Raw genomic sequence first — 23,049 nt, forward strand, 5'->3', positions numbered from 1 at the left:
TTAGCGCAATTAATTTAATTGCGCTATTATACACGGCTCAACCGATAAGAGTACACCTATAGCCAAGCGACTTATCAAGCTAATTTACCGCAAGATTTTATCTCAAAGTTTTGGCCCTGCTGACACCAGACTTTTGCCGTGATCATTATCCGTATACTGCTGAAAGTTTTTGACAAACATAGTCGCTAACGACTGAGCTTGGGTTTGCCAATTAGCCGAGTTTGCATGGCTTGTTCGTGGGTCTAAAATATTTGCGCCAACCTCTGTCAAACTTGTTGGCACTTGCAAATCAAATATAGGTAACGACTGACAAGGCGCTTGGTCAACTTCACCCGACAAAATAGCGTCAATAATCGCTCGAGTATCTTTTATTGATATGCGTTTGCCTGCCCCATTCCAACCTGTGTTAACCAAGTAGGCAGTTGCCCCTGCTTGTTGCATGCGGTAAGTTAATGCTTTGGCATATTGAGTAGGATGCAATAATAAAAATGCCGCGCCAAAACAAGCAGAAAATGTTGGCACAGGCTCCTTAATTCCGCGCTCAGTTCCTGCCAACTTTGCCGTAAAACCAGATAAAAAATAATACTCTGTTTGCTCTGGGGTTAATTTCGCCACTGGTGGCAATACACCAAAAGCATCAGCAGTTAAAAATATCACTTTTTGCGCATGTCCTGCTCTGGACACAGGTTTAACAATATTTTCAATGTGGTAAATAGGGTACGAAACACGACCATTTTGCGTTTTACTGCTATCGTCAAAGTCGATGCTACCATCCTCTCGCACCATTACGTTTTCTAGCAGTGCATCACGTTTAATCGCGTTATAGATGTCAGGCTCTGATTCTTTATTGAGGCTTTGAGTTTTGGCATAACAGCCGCCTTCATAATTAAACACGCCATCTTCATCCCAACCGTGTTCATCATCACCGATTAATTGACGATGTGGATCAGTTGAAAGTGTTGTTTTGCCCGTACCAGACAAACCAAAAAATATTGCTACATCACCATCTTTGCCAACATTGGCACTGCTATGCATGCTCGCGATATTTTTTTGCGGCAATAAATAATTCATTACTGAAAACATGCCTTTTTTCATTTCGCCACCGTACCATGTGCCACCAATTAACTGCACATGCTCTGTTAAATTAAAGGCAATAAAATTTTCTGAGTTAAGCCCTTGCTGTTGCCAATTCGGGTTCACCGCTTGTGCGGCATTAAGCACAACAAAGTCAGGCTGAAAATCAACTAATTCCTCTGCTGTTGGGCGAATAAACATGTTAGTGACAAAATGCGCTTGCCAAGCGACTTCCATAACAAAACGCACTTTTAATCGGGTATTTTCATTTGCTCCGCAAAAGGCATCTACTACATATAACTTTTTGCCGGTTAACTCTTCTGCAACTAATTGCTTTAGTGCCGACCAAGTTTGTTGCGACATTGGTTTGTTATCATTTTGCCCATGGGTATTCCACCACAAGGTATCGCGTGTGATCTCATCTTCAACTATGTATTTGTCTTTTGGAGAGCGTCCAGTAAAAATGCCAGTGTCTACCGCTACTGCACCAAGCTCTGTCAGTGTCCCACGTTCATAACCTTCTAAGTTATCCGCCAATTCTTCAGCATATAAAGAGTCGTAACTTGGGTTATGAAGAATTTGTTGTACTTGGGTAATTCCATAAGGAGTTAAATCAATTTTTGCAGTATCCATAATAAGCGCCCTTTCAATAGAAGTTTAGATCTGACTACGACTACTTAACGCAATCATATCAATCAAAAACAATCAGATATTTTTCAACAACTTACAATTTAAGCATACGCCTATTCATTTGATTATTGAAGTCACTAATCGCACTTTTTATGATCTAAATTAACAACGCCAAAAACTAATACTAAAAGCGGGTAAAGTTCCATCGAAACGCTTTTCTGGGAAGTCACTTAATTTAACTTTGCCTTTGTTAAATTTGGGTTTAATGCCGTTAATCAGGATTTTTTTTGCATCTATTGATTTGGCGGTAAGCACATAGCCAGTGGTAATAGATTCAAAGTTTTCCAAATCTATATTGACGGCAAAATTGCCCATGTTGATCAACATTAAAGTTTTAACTGAATTTTTGTCTTTGCCATGGCAATACGCCCTAACTCTAGGATGGTTCGACGACACTTTATAAACTTGAGTGCCCATTAGCTGCCCCCAAATCCAACTAAGCCAATAGTCAGGTCTAGGTTTCAACGTTAGTCGATTAATCAAGCCGTAGTCACCACCAATTAGGCTTTGGCGGATCATCACTTTGTGTCCGGAAACTGCGCCATTGCCTAACTGTTCAGCCCACCAAAAGCAAGATACAAATCTATCGGATAATTCAGGTTGGCCACCGCATTGAGCAGATCCCGTTTCACCAGTCCAGAATTGCGCCTGGGGTTGATGTAAATGCCGCCAAAAATTAAGTTTTTCTGTGTATTTGGCGAAGTAGTGATATGAGGTTGGCGACAACATATTTCGTAATGTGGCAGTACGTGTACGCACAGGCGAGCGTTTACTTTGAAACGGATAATAATGCCAACTGACAATATCCAGCTCAAAACTTAAATAGGCCAAAAACTTTTTAGTTAGGTTAAACATAGGCGCAAGCGATTCGCCCAGTTTAGGCCAATAAGCACTACCCGGCCCCATTATTTTGGTTTGCGGCAAATAACTCTTAACCACTTTGGCGAAAGTTGCGTAATCCTGCGCTAGGTTTTTACCACCGGGCTGAGCTTTTAAGCCATGAAAAGCCCAATAAGCATTGAGTTCATTGCCCAATTCACATACATGTATTTGGTAATTATGCTGCTGAGAATAGGCCAACAACTTTTGCACTTCGGAGCCTTGCCAACTGCCGTGCTGGCTGCGTTCAAACAAACCATACTTAAAAGTAAAAACTAATTTAAGTTGATTGCGTTGAATAAATTTATGCAAGTTATCCCACATAGTTTGGGTTAACACTATCGCATCAGGCTCTTGCTCTGGCTTATCAAAATAATGAATTTTATCTGCCTCTGAGCCGCCAATTCGCAAATAAGCAGGTGCTAACGCTTGCACTAGCCTATCTAGTTTTTTGGTATGTAAATCTATTGGTGGCACACGCAAAGTGCCCAAACCACGTTTAACGCCATTACTGCCTTCCCACCAAAAACCACCAACCAATACAGAAATATCAATTGAAAATGACAGGTACTCAGCTTCAACTTGAGTTACAGGGCTGAATCTTTCAAGTTTTACCTTTACTTGTTTAGCTGCAACTCGACGAGCTTTAAAATGAACAAAACGGTAAATACGCGAGTAAAAAGTCGAAGCTAAGCTGTTGAACATATCCTGCCAAAATTTTAAATACGCTTAGCTTAAGTATTTGACTAAATCATGGCAGCTTTATGACATTGTTTTAAATTCACTTAAATTGGCAATTGGACTGTAAAGCAAATGTAAAGTGAATTGAATTGGCTAAATAACCGGTCAATAATAAATTATATCCAAGCTAGTTGAAAAAGCATCTTCAAGTAGCTTAGGTACAGTTATGCTCTTAGGGAACAACTATGCATTCAACACTCAAAACTATCCTGTGTTTAACCCTTTGGTTTGTCCTTGGGAATATAAATTTAGCGCAAGCAGAGCAAAGCTCAGCGACTGGCCCACATATCCAAGTACAACTTGTTAGCGAATATAACCAGCTAAACCCAGCACAAAACAACTGGATTGGGATTTTGTTAAAGCCCGAAGATCATTGGCATACCTATTGGCAAAACCCAGGTGATTCAGGTGAAGCGCCTAAGATGGATTGGCAGTTGCCCGCTGGTTTATCTATAGGTGATGTAATATGGCCAATACCACAACAAATTAAAGTCGCTCACTTAGTTAATTATGGTTACGAAGGGCAAAACTTGTTGATGTTGCCGATTAGTTTTGATGCATCTAGCCAATATCAAACAGGTGATACTGTTGAGATTAAAGTAGATTTATCTTGGTTGGTTTGCCAAGAAGACTGCATTCCGGGCTGGGCAAGTCTAAGCAAAACCTTTGAAATTTCAAATAAACAGCAACCAAGCGAATTTAAACAATTATTTGCAGATACCCGCCAACAACATCCACAACAGCAACAACTAACTGGCCGCTACGAAATAACTGACAAGCACATTGTAGTTTCAGTTAAGCCACCCAATGCAGCCAACTGGCAGCTGTTGCCGTTAAAAAGCAGTGTTATTCAACACAATCAACAACAGCAAATAATTCAAACTAATGCAGAGCATGCAAGCTTTACCTTATTAAAATCGGATTATTTTGTTAGTGATCAGCAAGCAATTGAATTTTTATTATCTAGTGGCGACTCTGCATATTATCTAACGACCAAGCTCAATTCAGCGCTCAGCAACACAAGTTCAAACACTCACAACCTGGCTTTATTGTTATTAATGGCATTGGCCGGTGGCATTATTTTAAATTTAATGCCATGTGTATTGCCTGTGTTATCAATAAAAGCATTGAGTTTACAGCAACAGAATTTACCTATATTCACCAAATTAGCTTACCTGCTGGGTGTATTGGTTAGCTTTAACCTATTTGCCTTAGCCATAGTTATTTTCAGGCAAAGCGGTGAAAGTTTAGGCTGGGGTTTTCAAATGCAAAGCCCGTGGTTTGTTGCCCTAATGGCATTTTTATTTTTGGCGATAGCGCTTATGTTGTTAGATCAAATAAAAATTGGCAATGGATTAAGTGGCATAGGTCAGTCTTGGGTTTCTGGTCAAGGTTTTAGCAGCCAGTTTGCCACCGGCGTTTTAGCCGTGTTGGTCGCATCTCCTTGTACAGCCCCCTTTATGGCTGCGTCTATTGGTGTTGCTATGGTCAGCCCACCTTTGGAAACTTTTTTAATTTTTAGCAGTTTAGCCCTAGGTTTTGCCCTACCGCTTACCGTTATATTCTGTTTACCACAAGTGGCTAAATTACTGCCAAAACCGGGCGCTTGGATGGAAAGCTTTCGACAATTTTTAGCTTTCCCTATGTTAGCGACAGTTGTTTGGCTGGTATGGATTTACCTCAATCAAACCAACAGCACTGCACAATTAATTTTGTTGGTTGCGCTATTAACTTTTGCACTCTTGTGTTGGTTAATGCAACACGCAAAAAGTTGGTTTAAGGTTTTGTGCACAATCGCAATTTTTGCCAGTGCCTACGCTCCTATTTATTTAAATCAGTCGAGTGTGGCTGCAGCCAAACCGACACAAGTGAATCACAACTATCTAAATTATGATCAAAACAAACTTGCCGAACTAAAAGCCAACAACCAAGTGGTGTTAGTGAATATGACAGCCGATTGGTGTATTACCTGCAAAGTTAATGAACAAGTTGCCTTTAATGCAACCGAGGTGCAACAAGCACTAGCAGCAGACGGCATTCATTATATGGTTGGAGACTGGACCAACAAAAACAACGAGATTTTAAGTTTTTTACAGCAATACCAAAGAGCCGGCGTGCCTTTATATGTTGTATACGCTGGCAATGGCTCTGAACAAGTATTACCTCAATTATTAACCCCAAATATGGTAATTGAGGCCATTAATCACGCAAAAAAGGAGTTAAACCATGAAAGTTAAACAATTTATTAGCTTAGCGGCACTGGCTTTTGTTAGCTGTTTTGCCCATGCCGAGATAAACATTGACGCGAGTGCGCCAAACTTTAGCTTAACCAATGAACAAGGCCAAACCGTATCTTTGTCAGACTACCAAGGCAAATATGTTGTATTAGAATGGACTAATCATAAATGCCCTTATGTAGTGAAACATTACGATAGTGGCAATATGCAAAGTTTACAGAAAAAGTACACAGCGCAAGACGTCGTTTGGTTATCTATAGTGTCATCTGCGCCGGGTAAACAAGGTTATGTAGATGCAGCCGAAGCTCAAGAGCTAACCAAATCACGTTCGGCAGCACCAACTCACGTGCTGTTTGACCCATCAGGTGAAGTTGGCAAATTATATGGTGCGAAAACCACACCACATATGTATATCATAGATAAACAAGGTAAGCTTAGATACGCTGGTGGCATCGACAGTATAAAATCGGCTAACCCTGCAGATATTAAAAAAGCTGATAATTACGTAGAACAAGGTTTGTCAGCATTAATGTCTGGGCAAACAATCGCCAATAAACTTACACCACCTTATGGCTGTTCAGTTAAGTACAAATCGTAATCGTTGGTATTAGATAACAGAGTTAGCTCACCAACTTAACCAAGGCGATTTCTTCTATTAGCTTAGAAATATGATTCGGTTTGTGCAGGTAATAACCCTGCACATAATCGACTTCTAAGCGCTGTAGAGTTTGGTAAATTTGTTCGGTTGAAACATACTCAACCACAGTTTTTAAGTCCATCGAATGGGCAATTTTATTAATTGCATCGACCATAGCTTGGTCGAACTTGTTGCTATCAATATCTTTTACAAATGCACCATCAATTTTAATAAAATCAATCGGTAGGTTCTTCAAATAACCAAACGAAGACAAACCACTGCCAAAATCATCGAGCGCAAAACGCACACCCGACTTTTTCAAGTTGTTAATAACATCAGATGCTTTGTTTAAATTGGCTATCGCAACAGTTTCGGTGATCTCAAACACTATGTGTTTACCATCAATTTTGTATTGTTTGAGCATTTGCTGAATATATTCTTGCAAATCAGCTTTATTGATTGAGTCACCGGATAAATTAATGGAACAACTTATATCCGCTGGCAATCTAAACTTATTGTCGTCTAACCACTTGAAAGTATTTTTTATAACCCAGCGGTCAATTGCGTAAATCAAATTATAACGCTCAGCCGTTGGAATAAATGCACCGGGTGGGATGATTTCACCCGACCAATTCATCCGGAGCAAGATTTCAAATTTTAAGCTGTTATCGTTCGAACTTGCCGCTGAAATTTGTTGAAAATACAACTCAAATAAGTCTAGTTGTAATGCCTGTTTAATTCGGCTCACCCACTCGACTTGATTTTGCCTTGCGTTGAGTTCTTTGTCGTCAGGTTGATAAACATAAACATGGTTGCGCCCCATATCTTTAGATGCGTAACAAGCAGCGTCAGCTAAATGCAGAACATCGGCGACACTATTTGAATATTGGTCGATAGGGATCACCCCTATGCTTGTGGTTACACTAAATTCTTTTCCATCCCAACTAAAGCGGAAAGATTCAACTTGGTCGCGGATGCTCTCGGCTATTTTTTGTCCTCGCTCAAGATTGCAGTTAAATAAAATAGCGGCAAATTCATCGCCGCCTAAGCGCGCTAGAATATCATTTGAACGAATGCGTTTTTGCATAACACGAGAGACTTGACGTAATAACTCGTCACCCGCTTGATGACCACATAAATCGTTGACGATTTTGAATTTGTCTAAGTCAATGTAAATTAAAATATGTTGCTCATCTGACTGAATGCTTTGTTCAACCACAGAGGTTAAATTACGGTCGAACTCACTGCGATTAATTAAGCCAGTTAAACCATCATGTTTAGCTTGATGGTTAAGCTCACGTTGAATAATTTGCGATTGGGTGACATCTTGAAACACCACCACAGTGCCAGTTACATTTTGCTCTTGGTCGAATACAGGAGACACAGTATGACGAATGGCTCTAACTGTACCATCGCGACAAAATAACAAACGAGATTTATTGGAAACATGTGTTTGTTTATTGGCTATCGCGCTACGGACAATGATATCTGCTGGTCTATGTTCCGGCGAATCAACCACAGCCATCACTTGGCTAATTTTTTTATGTTTAGCTTTTGCCAAAGTCCAGCCAGTTAATGCTTCTGCAACCGGGTTCATATATACAATGGTCGCGTTGTTCGAGGTTGTTATTACACCGTCCCCAATAGATTGAAGTGTTGCCAACATCTGCTCTTTTTCTGCGTATAACGCAGCTTCAATTGCTTTGTATTCAGTCATATCGTTTATTAAACAAGTGAGTTCAACCACTGAATGACTGCTCTGAGTGATAACAATATCTAAATAACGTGTTTTATCACTATTGATACAGTGACCTTGTAAACGTAAATTACTCGGCTTACTGAATAAAGTTTCCCTCGCCGCGAGTAAATCAACTTCAGCTGCGTGCTCTATTTGAAATACTTTATTAATTTTGAAAATTTGCTGAATGCTTTTGCCAAACGCATAACCCTGCGAAATAGAAAATATCTGCTCGGCTGCAGGATTTATTCCAGTAATTTTTTGTTGCGAGTCAAGTGTCACCACGCCAGCTTGAATGTCTTTTACTATGCTTTCGGTTTTAGCTGTGGTGTCTTCAATCACATCCATTAATTTATTATAGCGTTCGGCAATTAAACCCACTTCAGTGTAAGGTTCAACAGGTATACGTAACGACAAATCATCTTGTTGTTTATCCAGATTAACCAAAAAGTCATGTAAATCGGTGCGAGCGTTATGTTCAGTAATATTTAAACCATTATGTTCATCATTGGCACTAACTCTAAGTGGGAAAAAATGATTTATGATACGCAACAAGATATAACTGCACGCAAACGCCCATAAACCACAAACCACCACACCATTTAATTGTGCGTAAAATTGTTCAGTACGGCTTAAACCAGTGGCCAATACGTCTAAGTCGGCAAACAAGGCAACAGCTAAAGTCCCCCAAATACCGGCGAATAAATGCACAGGTATAGCTGATATTGCATCATCTAATTTGAGTTTGCCGAGTAAAGCACAAGCCAATAACATCACAAAGGCACTGCCGACACCTATGATAAAAGCATCTAACTGACCAACCGCATGGCAAGATGCGGTTATTGCTACGAGCCCAGCTAAAATGCCATTCAGCATAACCACACTGTCTTCTATATATCTTGTTGGCCAAATTTTGTTAAAGGCAAATGCCGCCATACCACCAGCGGCGGCAGACAATAGAGTGTTAATGATGATAAGCGGAATATTGCTAGAAAAAGCGAGCGTACTACCGGCGTTAAAACCAATCCAACCAACTAAAAATAGCACCACACCCAACATGGCTGCGGGTAAGTTGCTATATGGTATAGCATTAATTTTGTTTCCGTCAAAACGGCCAATACGTGGGCCAATAATTATTACAGCAGCAAGAGCAACCCAGCCACCAACACTGTGGACAACTGTTGAACCTGCAAAATCGACAAAGCCAGTTTCGAGCAAACGTCCCATTTGCCCGTCAGCTGAAAACCACGCCCAATGGCCAAATACAGGGTAAATAATCACAACCACTAACACAGTAATAATTTTATATGCTAGGTATTTAGTTCGCTCAGCAATTGCACCAGAGACTATAGTGGCAGCTGTGGCGCAAAACATGGCTTGGAAAATAAAGAAAGTTGCTTCGGCGGGTTTACTATGTTCAACTGAAAAAATGAATTTTTCGCTGCCTATCCACCCAAGGTAACTCTGGCCAAACATAATGGCATAACTGACTGCCCACCAGAGCAAAAAAGTTAAGGCGAAGTCGGTGGCATTTTTGAGCGCGACATTAATTGCATTCTTTTTACGAGTTAGACCTGATTCTAAAAATAAAAAGCCGCCCTGCATTACCAGAACCAATACAGCACAAAACAACACCCACAGAATGTCTATACTCACGCTTTACTCCTTATTTTGCTTACCCGAATCAGGGTCACTCAAAGGTCTAAGCAATATTTCTGCCAGTAATCTAGATTACACAAGTTTAAAGCTGAGAGGCGTTAGCAGCTAGGGCGAGCAGGTTAGCAACAAGTGAATATAAGTCGAGAAGGATGGGAAAATAATATCAGCTTAGGGAAAATTACTGACGGCATGCACCAAAATAATGAATTTACCTACGAGTTTCATAGGCTGCTTCTATGACTTTTTTGTTATGCCACTTAACGGTAAAAAAACCAACAACACTCGATAAAATCCAAATGGCAAATTTTGCGAACTCAATTCTTGAAGTGGCAGCCATGATAATTACCAATGCTGCACTGGCACCAAAGCTGCTGTAGATTAAACCAAGCGGTCCAAATATCAGAGTAAGTATAAACCCCGTACGATAACTTTTTGTATGTGCTTTTATATACGCTTCTATTGCATCAAACATAACTTTATTCCTTTAATAAGTTGCATGAGGGGTCTAAATAAGACCCCTTTAATTAAACAACTTTATGCATCTGGATCATAATCCAAGTTAGGCATTAACCACTTTTCAGCTTCAGTCACTGTCATGCCGGTACGCTCTGCGTAACTTTCCACTTGATCTTTTTGGATTTTACCAACAGCAAAATATTTACAGTCTGGGTGAGCAAAATACCAACCACTTACAGAGGCGCCTGGCCACATGGCACAGCTTTCAGTTAATGTCATGCCAATGCGGTTTTCAACGTCTAATAAATCCCATAAACGTTTTTTCTCAGTATGCTCAGGGCAAGCAGCGTAACCTGGTGCTGGGCGTATGCCTTGGTATTTTTCGCGAATTAATTCTTCGTTAGATAACTCTTCATCCGCTGCATATCCCCAATAATCTTTACGGATACGCTCGTGTAAATACTCGGCAAACGCTTCAGCTAAACGATCAGCAACTGCTTTAACCATAATGCTGTTGTAATCGTCGTGATCAGCTAGGAAAGTTTCAGCCCATTCATCCGCACCAAAACCAGCAGTTACCGCAAATGCACCGATATAATCGTTAATACCTGTGTCTTTACCTGCAACATAATCACTTAAACAACGGTTGTAGTTACCTTGTTTTTTCTTCGATTGCTGACGCAAATGATGTAAACGGGTTAATTCTTCACTGCGGCTATCGTCTGTGTACACAACTAAATCATCGTCTTCACGCGCAGCAGCAAATAAACCAAATACACCTTTAGCGGTAATTTTTTGCTCTTTTTCGATAATATCTAAAATCGCATTGGCATCATTAAATAACTTAGTTGCTTCTTCACCCACCACTTCGTGTTTTAAGATAAGTGGATATTTACCTGTTAGCTGCCATGTTAAGAAAAATGGCGTCCAGTCAATGTAATTTCTAAGTTCAGCAATTGACACATCTTGCAACTCAGTTACACCTAATTGTTTAGGTTTAACTGGCGTATAGTTGTCAAAACTCAGTGGGAATGGGTTTTGACGCGCTTGATCAAAACTGACTAATTCACTGCGTGGGCCACGATTTGCGTGTTGTTCACGTACACGCACGTATTCTTCTTGCAATCGGGCAACAAACTTAGGACGTAATTCATCGCTTAATAAACTTGAAGCTACAGATACACTGCGTGATGCATTAGGTACATAAACAACAGGGTTTTCATATTGTTGCTCAATTTTCACCGCAGTATGTGCTTTTGAAGTTGTCGCACCACCAATTAATAATGGAATTTTAAAACCACGACGCTGCATTTCTTTAGCAACATGCACCATTTCATCAAGAGATGGCGTAATCAAACCAGACAATCCGATAATGTCACATTTTTCATCAATCGCGGTTTGTAAAATTTTATCTGCAGGCACCATAACGCCAAGGTCAACAATTTCATAGTTATTACATTGCAGTACCACACCGACAATGTTTTTACCTATGTCATGTACGTCACCTTTAACTGTCGCCAACAAAATTTTGCCGTTCGACGAACCTGCGGCTTTTTCTTGTTCGATATAAGGTTCTAAATAGGCTACCGCACGTTTCATAACACGCGCTGATTTAACCACTTGAGGTAAAAACATTTTACCTTCACCGAACAAGTCACCTACTACATTCATACCGTCCATTAATGGACCTTCAATTACATGTAATGGGCGTTCAGCTTCTTGGCGTGCTGCTTCTGTATCTTCTTCAATAAAATCCGTAATACCTTTAACAAGCGCATATTCTAAACGCTTTTTAACCGGCCAAGAGCGCCATTCTTGCGCTGCAGGATCGGCTGCTTTTTCACCGCTACCACGGAATTTTTCAGCCAGTTCTAATAATGCTTCAGTGGCATTGTCGTTACGGTTGAGTACTACATCTTCAACTGCATCTTTTAATTCTGTAGGGATATCATCATAAATGGCTAACTGACCAGCATTTACAATACCCATAGTCATGCCGTTTTTAATTGCGTAATACAAGAACACAGCATGAATAGCTTCACGTACCGGATCGTTACCACGGAACGAGAAAGAAACGTTCGACACACCACCTGAGATCATTGCATGTGGTAAGTTGTCTTTAATGTCTTTACAAGCTTCAATAAAATCAACAGCATAGTTGTTATGCTCGTCGATACCTGTCGCAACGGCAAAGATATTTGGGTCGAAAATAATATCTTCTGGTGGGAAGCCGACTTTATCTACCAAAACTTCGTACGAGCGTTTACAAATTTCATATTTGCGCTCGCGCGTATCTGCCTGACCCACTTCGTCAAACGCCATTACAATTACAGCCGCGCCATAATCACGGATCAGCTGAGCTTGTTTGATAAAGTTCTCTTCACCTTCTTTTAAGCTGATAGAGTTAACTATGCCTTTACCTTGAATACATTTTAAACCCGCTTCTAAAATTTCCCATTTAGACGAGTCAATCATAATAGGTACACGGGCGATATCTGGCTCAGAGGCAATTAGGTTCAAAAAGCGCACCATAGCCGCCTGTGAATCCAACATACCTTCGTCCATATTGATATCGATAATTTGCGCGCCGTTTTCAACTTGTTGGCGGGCAACTTCTAATGCTTCGTCGAATTTATCCTCTTTAATTAAACGTTTAAAACGCGCAGAACCTGTTACGTTAGTACGCTCACCAACATTGACAAATAATGAAGCTTTGTCAATTGTTAGCGGCTCCAAGCCAGATAAACGACAAGCAATTTCACGTGGTTTAATTTCACGTGGAGCTATGCTTGCAACCACTTCTGCCATAGCGGCAATATGGCCAGGTGTTGTACCACAACAACCACCAACAATATTAAAGAAGCCAGATTCAGCCCACTCTTTAATATGCACAGCCATATCTTCTGGCTCTAAATCGTATTCACCGAAGGCATTTGGCAAACCCGCATTTGGATGCACAGACACAGCAAAATCAGATACACGCGCTAATTCTTCAACATATTGGCGCAATTCTGCTGGACCCAAAGCACAGTTCAAACCAATAGACATAGGGTTTAAATGGCGCAGCGAGTTGTAAAAACCTTCTGTTGTTTGACCGGATAAAGTACGACCAGACGCATCAGTAATGGTGCCTGAGATCATAATTGGCAAACGATAACCTTTGTTTTCAAACGCACGTAATACCGCAAAACCAGCGGCTTTTGCATTAAGCGTATCGAATATGGTTTCAATTAAGATGAAGTCTGCGCCGCCTTCCATTAAAGCTTCAGTTGATTCAACATAAGCTTCAACTAATTGGTCGAAAGAGATATTACGAAAACCCGGGTCGTTTACATCAGGCGAAATAGAAGCAGTTTTACTAGTCGGGCCTAAAACACCGGCAACAAATCTTGGTTTTTCTGGGTTTTTAGCGGTAAATTCGTCAGCCACTTTTTTCGCAAGTTTTGCTGATTCATAGTTAATTTCACGCGCTAATGACTGCATATCATAATCGGCCATTGAATGGGTAGTCGCATTAAAGGTGTTGGTTTCAATAATGTCTGCACCAGCGGCTAAATACTCGGCGTGAATTTCAGCAATTAACTCAGGTTGAGTTAATGACAATAAGTCATTATTGCCTTTTAAATCGCTTGGCCAATCAGCAAAACGCTCACCACGGTAGTCTTCTTCAGTTAGTTTACGGTTTTGGATCATAGTCCCCATACCGCCGTCTAACACTAAAATACGCTGTTTGAGTAAAGTTTGAATTGTTTGTTCGACTTCACTTTGCTTAATCATTGAAAAACCTTCTAAATACGACAAAAGCGCTGCAACTAAATTGTCAGCGCTGTTGTTTAATTAAATTGTGCTATTACACAGATAATTGCGACAAATCGAATGGGGTCGCTTGGTACACATAATGGTTTAACCAATTGCAATACAACAAGTTACCATGGCTGCGCCACATATTCGCCGGCAAGTTATCTGGATTATCATCCGGAAAATAATGCTCAGGAACGGCAGGATCTAAACCATTGTTTACATCACGCCAATATTCGTCCGCTAAAGTGGTGGCATTATACTCTGCATGGCCGGTAATAAACACACTTCGTCTGTCTTTACTGGCAATTAAAAATGCACCGCCCTCTTCACAAGTTGCGAGCACATTTAAATCAGGATGCGCCTCTAATTCGGTCAAAGGCACTTCAGCGTAACGTGAATGTGGCATTAAAAAGAAATCATCAAAACCTTGGGTTAACGGCTCAAGCGGGTCAATTGTTTTGTGTTTATATACACCCGACAATTTCTGCTCGCGCAAACCTCTGTCTAAACCATGTTGATGATAAAGTGCCGCATGTGCTGCCCAACATAAATAAATGGTTGATTGCACGTGTTTTTTCGCCCAGTCCATGATTTCTGTCATCTTGTCCCAGTACTTAACGTCTGTGTATTCAATCAGACCCAATGGCGCACCAGTTACAATTAAACCATCATAGTTTTTGCTATGTTTCACATCATCAAACAAATGATAGAAGTTTGACATGTGTGACTCTGGGGTATTTTTTGATACATGCATATCAATACGCAGTAAATCAATATTCACTTGCAATGGCGTATTGGCCAACAACCGCATTAACTGAACTTCAGTTTCAATTTTGTTCGGCATTAAATTCAGGATCGCAATTTCAAGCGGGCGAATATCTTGACTCATAGCCCGGCTATCCGACATTACAAAGATGTTTTCTTCAGTTAACACCTTAAGCGCGGGTAACAGATCTGGAATTTTGATCGGCATGTCACAGCTCCTGAATAACATAAATAAGGGACAAATTGTTGCTGGAAAATGGCAAATTGTCAAATTATTTACGTCTAGACGTCTAAACGGCCAAAATAAATAACCATTACTCATATAGTGGCTTGACCATAACTAGCAGATTGGTTTTACTATCCGTTTCAGGCAATTTACTTGCCCCTTATCGCTTAGCAGTAACTTGCGGAAGTTTTATTAGATGTCAGAAAAATACGCTCACCTGCCACATATAAAAACACTAGAAGAATTAAAACTATATGAATTAATACCCGACGTTGTATGGATTTTTGACATAGACAAACACGGCTGGTGGTGGGGTAACCAAGCTGCACTCAAGTTTTGGGGATTAGAATCGTTAGAACAGCTTATCAATAAAGATTTATCCGGTGATACCCAAGGTGCACGCGACCGTACAGTGCAAACTTTTGAACTTGCCAATGTGCAAGGGTTAACGATTGATCCTTGGACCACCTACCCGAATGGCAAACCAAAAACTTTATATATGCGCCATCGTGCTTGTTTAGTTGGCCCAAATAAACACAGAGCCATAATTGCCTATATAAATGAAACAGTAGATTTAGGTGAATCACCAGAAAATTTGTTATTAGTAGAAGCCACCCGCTATACCAAGGTTTTAGTAACAAGTTTTCAATTTGATGGCACAGTTGTTACCGAAAACCCCGCAGCAACCGAAGCTTACCCGCACGAATTAACTGCAAGTGATAAATATAATGTGTTCGAAAAACGCTTTGTTGATATACAAGCCGGAGCTGAGTGTTTACAACTTGCGATAGAGCAAAATGGTGGTCGCTGGACACATGAAATGAACACAGCCTTGGGTGTGCGCAAACATACATTAGATATCCGTAAAACCCGCCATCCATTAACCGGTGATTTTTTATTATTGGTTGCCGAATATGACGTAACAGATTTACATGCGGCAATTGATGAAGCAGACAAAGCTAAAGCGCAATTGCAAAAAATGGCGCATTATGATGCTTTAACGCAACTGCCCAACTTGCGCTTATTTGAAGAAAAAGGTGCTGCATTGTTGGCACAAGCAAAACGCAACAATAGCCAACTCGCAATTATATTTGCCGACTTAGATGGCTTTAAAAGCATCAATGACAATTATGGTCATGCAATTGGTGACAAGGTATTGCGCGAAGTCGCAGATAGACTATCGAATGAACTTCGAGAATCCGACTTAATTGCCCGTATCGGTGGTGATGAATTTGTTATATTGCAAGCTAATCTGCACAACCAACAAGAAGCTGAAAATCTAGCTTCAAAGATAATTGCAATTGTTTCACGTCCCTATCAATTAACTGAGTCACAGGCACAGTTAGGCGTTAGCTTAGGTATTGCCTTCTATCCCCATCATGGTGATAACTTAAGTACTTTGCTTGTCCAGGCAGATCAAGCTATGTATCGAGTAAAACATCAAGGCAAAAATAATTATGTATTTGTTGATGGTTAGATAAATAACAAATTTTATACCTTTTACACTATATTTTTACATAGACAGTTTGAGCAAATTAAATAAAAATGCCACCGGTAGCAGTTAAAAATAGTAACAAAGCTCATAGTCAATTAAGCACTTAACCAGAACTCTGGATAACAAAGGTCAAAAATATGATGAATAAAATTCTAAAATTAGCTGGAACCAGCCTAATGGTTTGCACTATTGCCGCCTGTAGTAAAGGGACTCCTGTTGGCAACCCACTCAACTTTGGTGGTGATATCCGCACCGCAGATCCATCAGCCCACGTGTGGCAAGATGGCAAAATGTATGTTTACACCTCGCATGATCTTGAATGCCAAGAAGATTTTTGGATGAAAGACTGGTATGCATTCTCTTCAACAGATTTAGTTAATTGGCAAAAACATGGCCCACTACTAACAGTGGACGATTTAACTTGGGCAGATAACTACGCTTGGGCGCCAGATGCAGCTTATAAAAATGGCAAATATTATTTAGTCTTCCCTGCTGGCAATGGCCATAAAGACAGAGTAAACCCAGAAAAAAGTACTAAATGGATGGGTATAGGTATTGCCGAAAGCGACTCTCCAACAGGTCCTTTTAAAGATATGATAGGTGGGCCACTTTGGAAAAGCCCCTATGCCAACGACCCAAGTTTATTTATAGATGACGACGGCCAAGCCTATTTATATGTGCACGCGACCAAGCATGATTATTACGTGATAAAAATGGCCGACGATATGCGTAGCACCCAAGGTGATTTTATAAAAATGGATATGGGTGGTTATGAACCTAAAATGGAAGGCCCTTGGGTATTTAAACGTGGTGAATATTATTATTACACCATGCCAGAAAATAACCGAGTATTAACTTATTACATGGCAAAATCGCCTATTGGCCCTTGGGAGTACAAAGGCGAATTTATGCAGCAGGAGCACCAAAGTAATAATCACCACTCTATTGTTGAATACCAAGGTCAATGGATTTTGTTTTACCACAGATGGTTAGATATAAACTCTGAATGTGGTCGACAAAGACACAGCGCAGCTGAATACTTGTACTTCAACGATGACGGTACAATCAAACCAGTTGAACGCACTGACAAAGGTGTCAGTGATTTTGCCGACAAAGTAAAATAAAGAGCAAACTGGGCGGTTCAATCCGCCCATTCCGCTTAAATTTAGCGCTAACTTTACATCACAGCTGGCATACCAGCCAAAGCTCTAAATACATCTATATTTGCTTGTAGCATATCTCGTTTAGCGCTAGCAAAAGTCAGCTTGGCATTAAACCAACTGCGCTGGGCATTGAGTAAATTGATAAAATCAGTATCACCTGAGTCGAAACGAATTTGCGCCAAATTATATAACTGCTGATTGTTGTCTAACTCCTGTAACCTCAATTGATACAAGTTCTTTTGATACTCCAACTCGGTCAAACTATCGAGTGTTTCTTTAACCGCTTGCACAACTGTGTCACGATAATCAACTAATGCAATTTGCACATCCGTTTTCGCCGCTTCAATTTGTTGGTCAATTTTACCCGCATTAAAAATAGGCATGCTCAAACCAGCAGATAAAGCACCTGACCAAGCATTGCCTAAGGCTAACAGATCACTCGCAGACAAATCAGCGCTAATAGATAAACTCGGCCATTTTCTTTGTTCAGTTTGATACAAATTGGCATCTTGTAACTGCAATTGTGTTTGTGCGATACGAATATCCGGTCTTTGCATCAAAAGCTGTGCCGATTGTACCAATGCCACCTGAGGTACAGTTAAAGTATCTATATTCTCGTTGGCTAAGTTAATTTGCATATCACTCTGCCCAAGCAAGACAGCAATGGCTCGGTGGCTCACAGTAATATCACGTTCAACACTCATCAACTGATTTTGCGCGGATAACAGTGAATTTGTCTGCTGATTTACCTCAATACCAGAAACACTACCTGCTTCAAACTGTGCTTTAATCAGCTTTAATAACGACTCACCAGCTTGCAAATTTTGTTTGCTAACATCGAACCGACGCAGCAATGACAAGTGGTAAAAATATTGACCAGCTAATTGAGTTTGCAACTGCAATTGCACACTCGCTAGTTGTTGCTGACTGGCTAATACAGATAATTCAGCGCTCGCATTGGCAGCGTCACGCGCGCCCCACAAATCAACTTCGTAACCTGCAGACACGCCAAATCCAGAGCTAGACGATGTACTAGAATCTTCAAATGAGTGACTGCTTCTATGGCTTGCTCGACCACTGACACTTGGCCAAAAATCAGCTTGTTGTTGCGCCAATAAAGACTTGCTTTTGTTCAAGCGTAATTGCGCAGCTTCAATGGTTAAATTGGTTGAATTTAGTTCAGCCATTAATTGGTTCAGTTGTGCTGAATTAAACTGCAACCACCAAGTTAATTCAGCATCAGAGACTAAAGGTGCTGTCTGCTCGGCGGACAATTGCTGCGGCAATACCATAGTTACATCATAATTATTCGGCTGATACGCACAGCCAGTTGCCAGCAAAATCACACTAGCCAAAGTTATTTTTTTCATTTAATCCTCTGCCAAGGCTTCAATTGGATTTAATTTTGCAGCTTTATGCGCAGGTGCATAACCAAAAATCACGCCAACTAACAAGGAAGTGACAAATGCCAACAATGGTGGCGTCATTGAATAAGCAATAGGTATATTAAAGTTGGCGATCAACAAAGTAACAGCAAAGCCGATAACAATACCGACCAAACCACCTAAAATGCAGACAACCCAAGCTTCAATATTAAATTGCTTCAGAATGTCAGTTGGTTTGGCACCAGTGGCAATACGCAAACCAATTTCTCGGCGGCGCTCTGACACATTTACCAGCATAATATTCATAACACCTATGCCACCAACAAATAACGAAATGCCGGCAACCGAAGCAAGTAAATAGGTTAAGGTATCTTGTGTTTCTGTCACAGTTTCAACCAGCGAGTCAGTGGTAAATACCATAAAATCTTCTTTGCCATGGCGGGCAACTAACTTACTTTTTATCGCTTCTGTGACTTGGGCCACTTGCTCGGTTGATTCAGCTTTAACTGTTATTGAACTCAAATGTTTGCGGCCAAATACTTTTAACATACCAGTTGTTACAGGGATCAGCACTTCATCATCCATGTCGTTACCACCGGCACTTGCACCTTTGGCTTGTAACACGCCAATCACTTGATAAAAGGCATTTTTCATCAACACATATTGACCAATGGGATTTTCGCCATGCTGAAACAGTTGTTTAACCACAGTGTCGCCAAGAATAATGACCGGCGCAAAAGACTTAATGTCCGCCTCAGTGAAAAAGACCCCTTGAGCCAACTGCCAATCTTTAGCAAATTGATAATCTGGATTCGTTCCTTTTATCCGACCTGAAAAGTCGTATTGGCCAAACCGTATGGTAGCTCGAGTTGAACGCTCTGGTGCAACGTAACTAGCGCCGTCAATAGCCACTAGCGCATTTGCATCTTCCAAAGATAAACTTGCGTTGTCACCAGAGCTGCGAATATTTGCCCCACCCGGCCGAATTAAAATTAAATTAGTGCCTATTGCTTCTATGCGTTCAAGTACTTGTTTTTTGCCACCTTCACCAATTGCCATCATAGTCACAACTGCTGCAACACCAATAATGATGCCAAGCAAAGTTAATAAGGTTCTGAACCAATTTGCATGGAGTGCAGTAAACGCCATCAAAATAGATTCGAATGTGCCGACACTTGGCAAAGGTTTTATTTGTTCAGAGACGTGACCGTGCTGCTGTGTAGTTGGTTGCTCACGCTTTTGTTCAGCACTATCATCCAGAATCACCCCATCTTTAACTTGGATAAGCCGGTCTGCATGCTCAGCTACTTCGGGATCATGGGTGATTAAGATGACAGTTACGCCCTCTTGGTTCAATTGTTTAAGTAATTCCAACAATTGTTCACCACTAGCTGAATCTAACGCGCCGGTTGGTTCATCGGCTAATATAACCTCTGCACCATTAATTAATGCACGCGCCACAGAAACTCTTTGCTGTTGACCGCCTGATAACTCTGTTGGTTTATGTAAACTGCGCTCGGCCAACCCTAAACGCGCAAGCAATTCATCGGCACGGGTTAATCTTGCAGATTTATCCATGCCACTATAAATAGCCGGCATTGCGACATTTTCTTGTGCGGTATAATTCGACAACAATTGATAACGCTGAAAAACAAAGCCAAAGGTTTTTAACCTAAGCGCCGACAAACACTCGGCATCTAACTCAGCAACAGCTTGTCCGTTAATTAAATATTCACCATGGGTAGGTTTATCCAAACAGCCTAGAATATTCATTAGTGTTGATTTACCTGAGCCAGACTGACCCATAATTGCGATAAATTCACCACGCATCACAGTTAAATTAATTTTATCGAGCGCTTTTACCTCAACTTCACTGCTAGTGTAATAGCGGCAAACGTCCTTTAACTCAAGCAATGGAACTAACTGTGACATTAAAAGCCACCTCGACGGCCACCTGGCATACGCGGCTGCCCATTTCCTTCGCCACGCACTTTGTTACTTTTTTGACCTATCACAACCTCTTGGCCTTCAGTTAAACCTGAGGTGATTTCAATTTGTGTGCGGTTGCGCACACCGGTTGTTACTTTAGCGCGCTCAATACCGTCAGCTGTTTTAAGTCGAACCATAGCACCTTTAGGGGTTTCACGAACTGCGCTTAAAGGTACAACTAAAGTATCTTCAGCTTTTTCCACCACAAAAAATACTTGTGTGGTCATTGAGTCCATTAAACGGCCATCTTGGTTTTCGATATCCATAAGTGCTTGATATAAAACAACGTCATTCACCACTTTGGGCGTTGGTAATATCTGCCGCACACTTGAATGCCAATAGTGATCACGACTACCTAGCGTTGAAAAATATATCGGCATTTGTTTGTATAAACTATTTACGTCTGCTTCGGATACCTCAGCTCTTAGTGTCATTGCCGACAAATCTGATATTTTTAATAACACAGGTGCGTTTTGATTAGCATTAAGGGTTTGGCCCACACGAATTTGAATAGTCGCTATGGTGCCGGAAATTGGCGCATAAATTTTCGCATAACCCAAACGTGCTCTATCCCCTTCAACACCCGCTTCATCAGCTTTGATTTGTGCAATGCTAGTGGCAATTCTAGACTGTAAAACTTTTACATTAGTAGCACTGTCAAACAAAGTATCTTCGCTGACAGCTTGCTGTTCATAGAGTTTTTTATTGCGATTGGCACGCAGCTCAGCAAGTTCGAGTTCAGCGCGTAATTGATTTAACTGTGCTTTTTTACTTTCTAACGCAGCTTCAGCTTGCTGTAATTGGGTTTCAAATACTGTGGCATCAATTTCAACCAGCAAATCACCGGCGACAACCTGCTCACCTTCTTCAACGTGAATTTTTTCAACTTGTCCAGATACTTGCGCGCCCACTTCTACATAATGTTTAGGCTCTAAAGTACCAGTGGCAACTATGCTGTTCTCTAACGAAGTTTTGGTAACAGGCGCAAACAAAATTTCTTCAGTTGGCGTCTTGTCATCTGCCAACAACCAATAACTTACGCCACCAATAGTTAAAAAAATAACCAGCAACAATAAACGTTTTAGCCAAAGACCTTTAGTAGTTCGTCCCATAAGTTTCGAGTATCCAAAAGTAATATTTATTCGAATGAGACAGTAAAATAACGACAGCACAAAAACATGTCGAGTGGATTTACTAAAGCTTTACGTTTGGACAAATTGTTCATTTATAACCAATTATATTGAGAGATAAACAGGTAACATTGCTGGTTAATAATTGAAAACTTTGTCGGTATAAACATTATAATGACGACAAAATTTGCCAAATGTGGGCTTTTATTTGACGACATATATTTACACAGGGCTAGCACTCATTGCGTTTGCCGGCAATTCAGTTTTATGCAGACTCGCACTTGCTGACAACTTAATGGATGCAAGCAGCTTTACTACAGTTCGGCTAGTGGCCGGTATGTTGGTTTTATTTTTGCTGATTAAACAGACCAAAGCTAACCCCGCCCAAGCGCAACCTACAAGTAAGAAACCAAGTTACATAAATTGGTTAGGCGCAATTGCTTTGTTTATTTATGCACTGAGCTTTTCTTGGGCGTATATTCAGCTTGATACCGGCACTGGTGCACTGGTTTTATTTGCGGCGGTGCAAATAAGCATGTTGTTATATGCCATATACTCGGGTGAACGTTTAAATAAAACATCTGTTGTTGGCTTTTTATTGGCTGTGGCAGGTTTTGCGTATCTAGTCTCGCCAAACTTAACCAGCCCGTCGTTAATAGGTTTTATTTTAATGACGATATCCGGTATTGCTTGGGCAGCTTATACCCTGCTTGGAAAAGGCGCTAATAATCCGTTAATCGACACTGCCAATAACTTTATCAAAACCTTACCTTTAGTTGGTTTGCTAACTATTTTGGTTTACTTATTTGCGCATGATTCAATTAATATCAGTTCAACCGGCTTAATTTTAGCAATAACGTCAGGCGCTATTACATCAGCCATTGGTTATGCTATTTGGTACGCGGCATTAAAAAATTTAACCGCGACTAACGCAGCAGTCTTACAATTATTAGTGCCAGTAATCGCCGCTATTGGCGGGATATT

The 23,049-nt window shown here is 40.6% G+C and carries 14 protein-coding genes; 5 read left to right on the forward strand and 9 right to left on the reverse strand.

Features of this window, described 5'->3' with window-relative positions:
- Nucleotides 1–102: 102 nt before the first annotated feature.
- Nucleotides 103–1,707, reverse strand: a complete 1,605-nt coding sequence (gene pckA, locus WSC_RS0117875) for a phosphoenolpyruvate carboxykinase (ATP) (RefSeq protein ID WP_016957322.1) — start codon at nt 1,705–1,707, stop codon at nt 103–105.
- 159 nt (nt 1,708–1,866) lie between these two features.
- Nucleotides 1,867–3,348 (reverse strand): glycosyl hydrolase family 79 N-terminal domain-containing protein, encoded by a 1,482-nt coding sequence (locus WSC_RS0117880; RefSeq protein ID WP_016957323.1) that lies wholly within the window; start codon nt 3,346–3,348, stop codon nt 1,867–1,869.
- A 221-nt stretch (nt 3,349–3,569) separates the two neighbouring features.
- On the opposite strand from WSC_RS0117880, the gene WSC_RS0117885 reads away from it, so the two are divergent.
- Complete coding sequence (locus WSC_RS0117885) at nt 3,570–5,621, forward strand: protein-disulfide reductase DsbD family protein (protein ID WP_016957324.1); 2,052 nt, start codon at nt 3,570–3,572, stop codon at nt 5,619–5,621.
- Nucleotides 5,611–6,219, forward strand: coding sequence for a thioredoxin family protein (locus WSC_RS0117890; protein WP_016957325.1), 609 nt, complete (start codon nt 5,611–5,613; stop codon nt 6,217–6,219). Before WSC_RS0117885 ends, WSC_RS0117890 begins: the two co-directional genes overlap by 11 nt.
- A gap of 22 nt (nt 6,220–6,241) precedes the next feature.
- On the opposite strand, the gene amt is transcribed toward WSC_RS0117890, so the two are convergent.
- The 4 genes from amt to WSC_RS0117910 form a co-directional block, all read right to left on the reverse strand.
- Entirely contained in the window at nt 6,242–9,652 is a 3,411-nt protein-coding gene (amt, locus tag WSC_RS0117895) for an ammonium transporter (protein ID WP_016957326.1), read from the reverse strand.
- A 211-nt stretch (nt 9,653–9,863) separates the two neighbouring features.
- Complete coding sequence (locus WSC_RS23290; protein ID WP_016957327.1) at nt 9,864–10,127, reverse strand: hypothetical protein; 264 nt, start codon at nt 10,125–10,127, stop codon at nt 9,864–9,866.
- Nucleotides 10,128–10,189: 62 nt separating this feature from the next.
- Entirely contained in the window at nt 10,190–13,888 is a 3,699-nt protein-coding gene (gene metH / locus WSC_RS0117905) for a methionine synthase (protein ID WP_016957328.1), read from the reverse strand.
- A 73-nt stretch (nt 13,889–13,961) separates the two neighbouring features.
- Nucleotides 13,962–14,885 (reverse strand): homoserine O-succinyltransferase, encoded by a 924-nt coding sequence (locus WSC_RS0117910; protein ID WP_016957329.1) that lies wholly within the window; start codon nt 14,883–14,885, stop codon nt 13,962–13,964.
- Nucleotides 14,886–15,099: 214 nt separating this feature from the next.
- Here WSC_RS0117910 and WSC_RS0117915 point away from each other — a divergent pair, with 214 nt between their 5' ends.
- Together WSC_RS0117915 and WSC_RS0117920 are read left to right on the forward strand one after the other, a co-directional pair.
- Nucleotides 15,100–16,380, forward strand: coding sequence for a GGDEF domain-containing protein (locus WSC_RS0117915; RefSeq protein WP_016957330.1), 1,281 nt, complete (start codon nt 15,100–15,102; stop codon nt 16,378–16,380).
- Nucleotides 16,381–16,535: 155 nt separating this feature from the next.
- Nucleotides 16,536–17,522, forward strand: coding sequence for a family 43 glycosylhydrolase (locus tag WSC_RS0117920; protein ID WP_016957331.1), 987 nt, complete (start codon nt 16,536–16,538; stop codon nt 17,520–17,522).
- Between the two features lie 53 nt (nt 17,523–17,575).
- Here WSC_RS0117920 and WSC_RS0117925 read toward each other — a convergent pair whose 3' ends face one another.
- Genes WSC_RS0117925 through WSC_RS0117935 form a run of 3 tightly spaced genes read right to left on the reverse strand, consistent with a single transcriptional unit; the run spans nt 17,576 to nt 22,047 of the window.
- A complete protein-coding gene (locus WSC_RS0117925; protein WP_016957332.1) occupies nt 17,576–18,931 on the reverse strand; it encodes an efflux transporter outer membrane subunit in 1,356 nt (451 codons plus the stop codon).
- The gene (locus WSC_RS0117930; protein WP_016957333.1) at nt 18,932–20,878 is read right to left on the reverse strand and encodes a MacB family efflux pump subunit; all 1,947 of its coding nucleotides are present in this window, start codon (nt 20,876–20,878) and stop codon (nt 18,932–18,934) included.
- Nucleotides 20,878–22,047 carry an efflux RND transporter periplasmic adaptor subunit gene (locus WSC_RS0117935; protein ID WP_016957334.1) on the reverse strand — a complete coding sequence of 390 codons (1,170 nt, stop codon included), beginning with the start codon at nt 22,045–22,047 and terminating at the stop codon, nt 20,878–20,880. The genes WSC_RS0117930 and WSC_RS0117935 overlap by 1 nt, the downstream gene beginning before the upstream one ends.
- Before the next feature lie 226 nt (nt 22,048–22,273).
- Here WSC_RS0117935 and WSC_RS23295 point away from each other — a divergent pair.
- On the forward strand, nt 22,274–23,049 hold a 776-nt coding region (locus WSC_RS23295; RefSeq protein WP_169315488.1), incomplete at its 3' end, for a DMT family transporter.

The sequence above is a fragment of the Catenovulum agarivorans YM01 genome (assembly GCF_000281085.1).
Taxonomy (GTDB): Bacteria; Pseudomonadota; Gammaproteobacteria; order Enterobacterales; family Alteromonadaceae; genus Catenovulum; species Catenovulum agarivorans.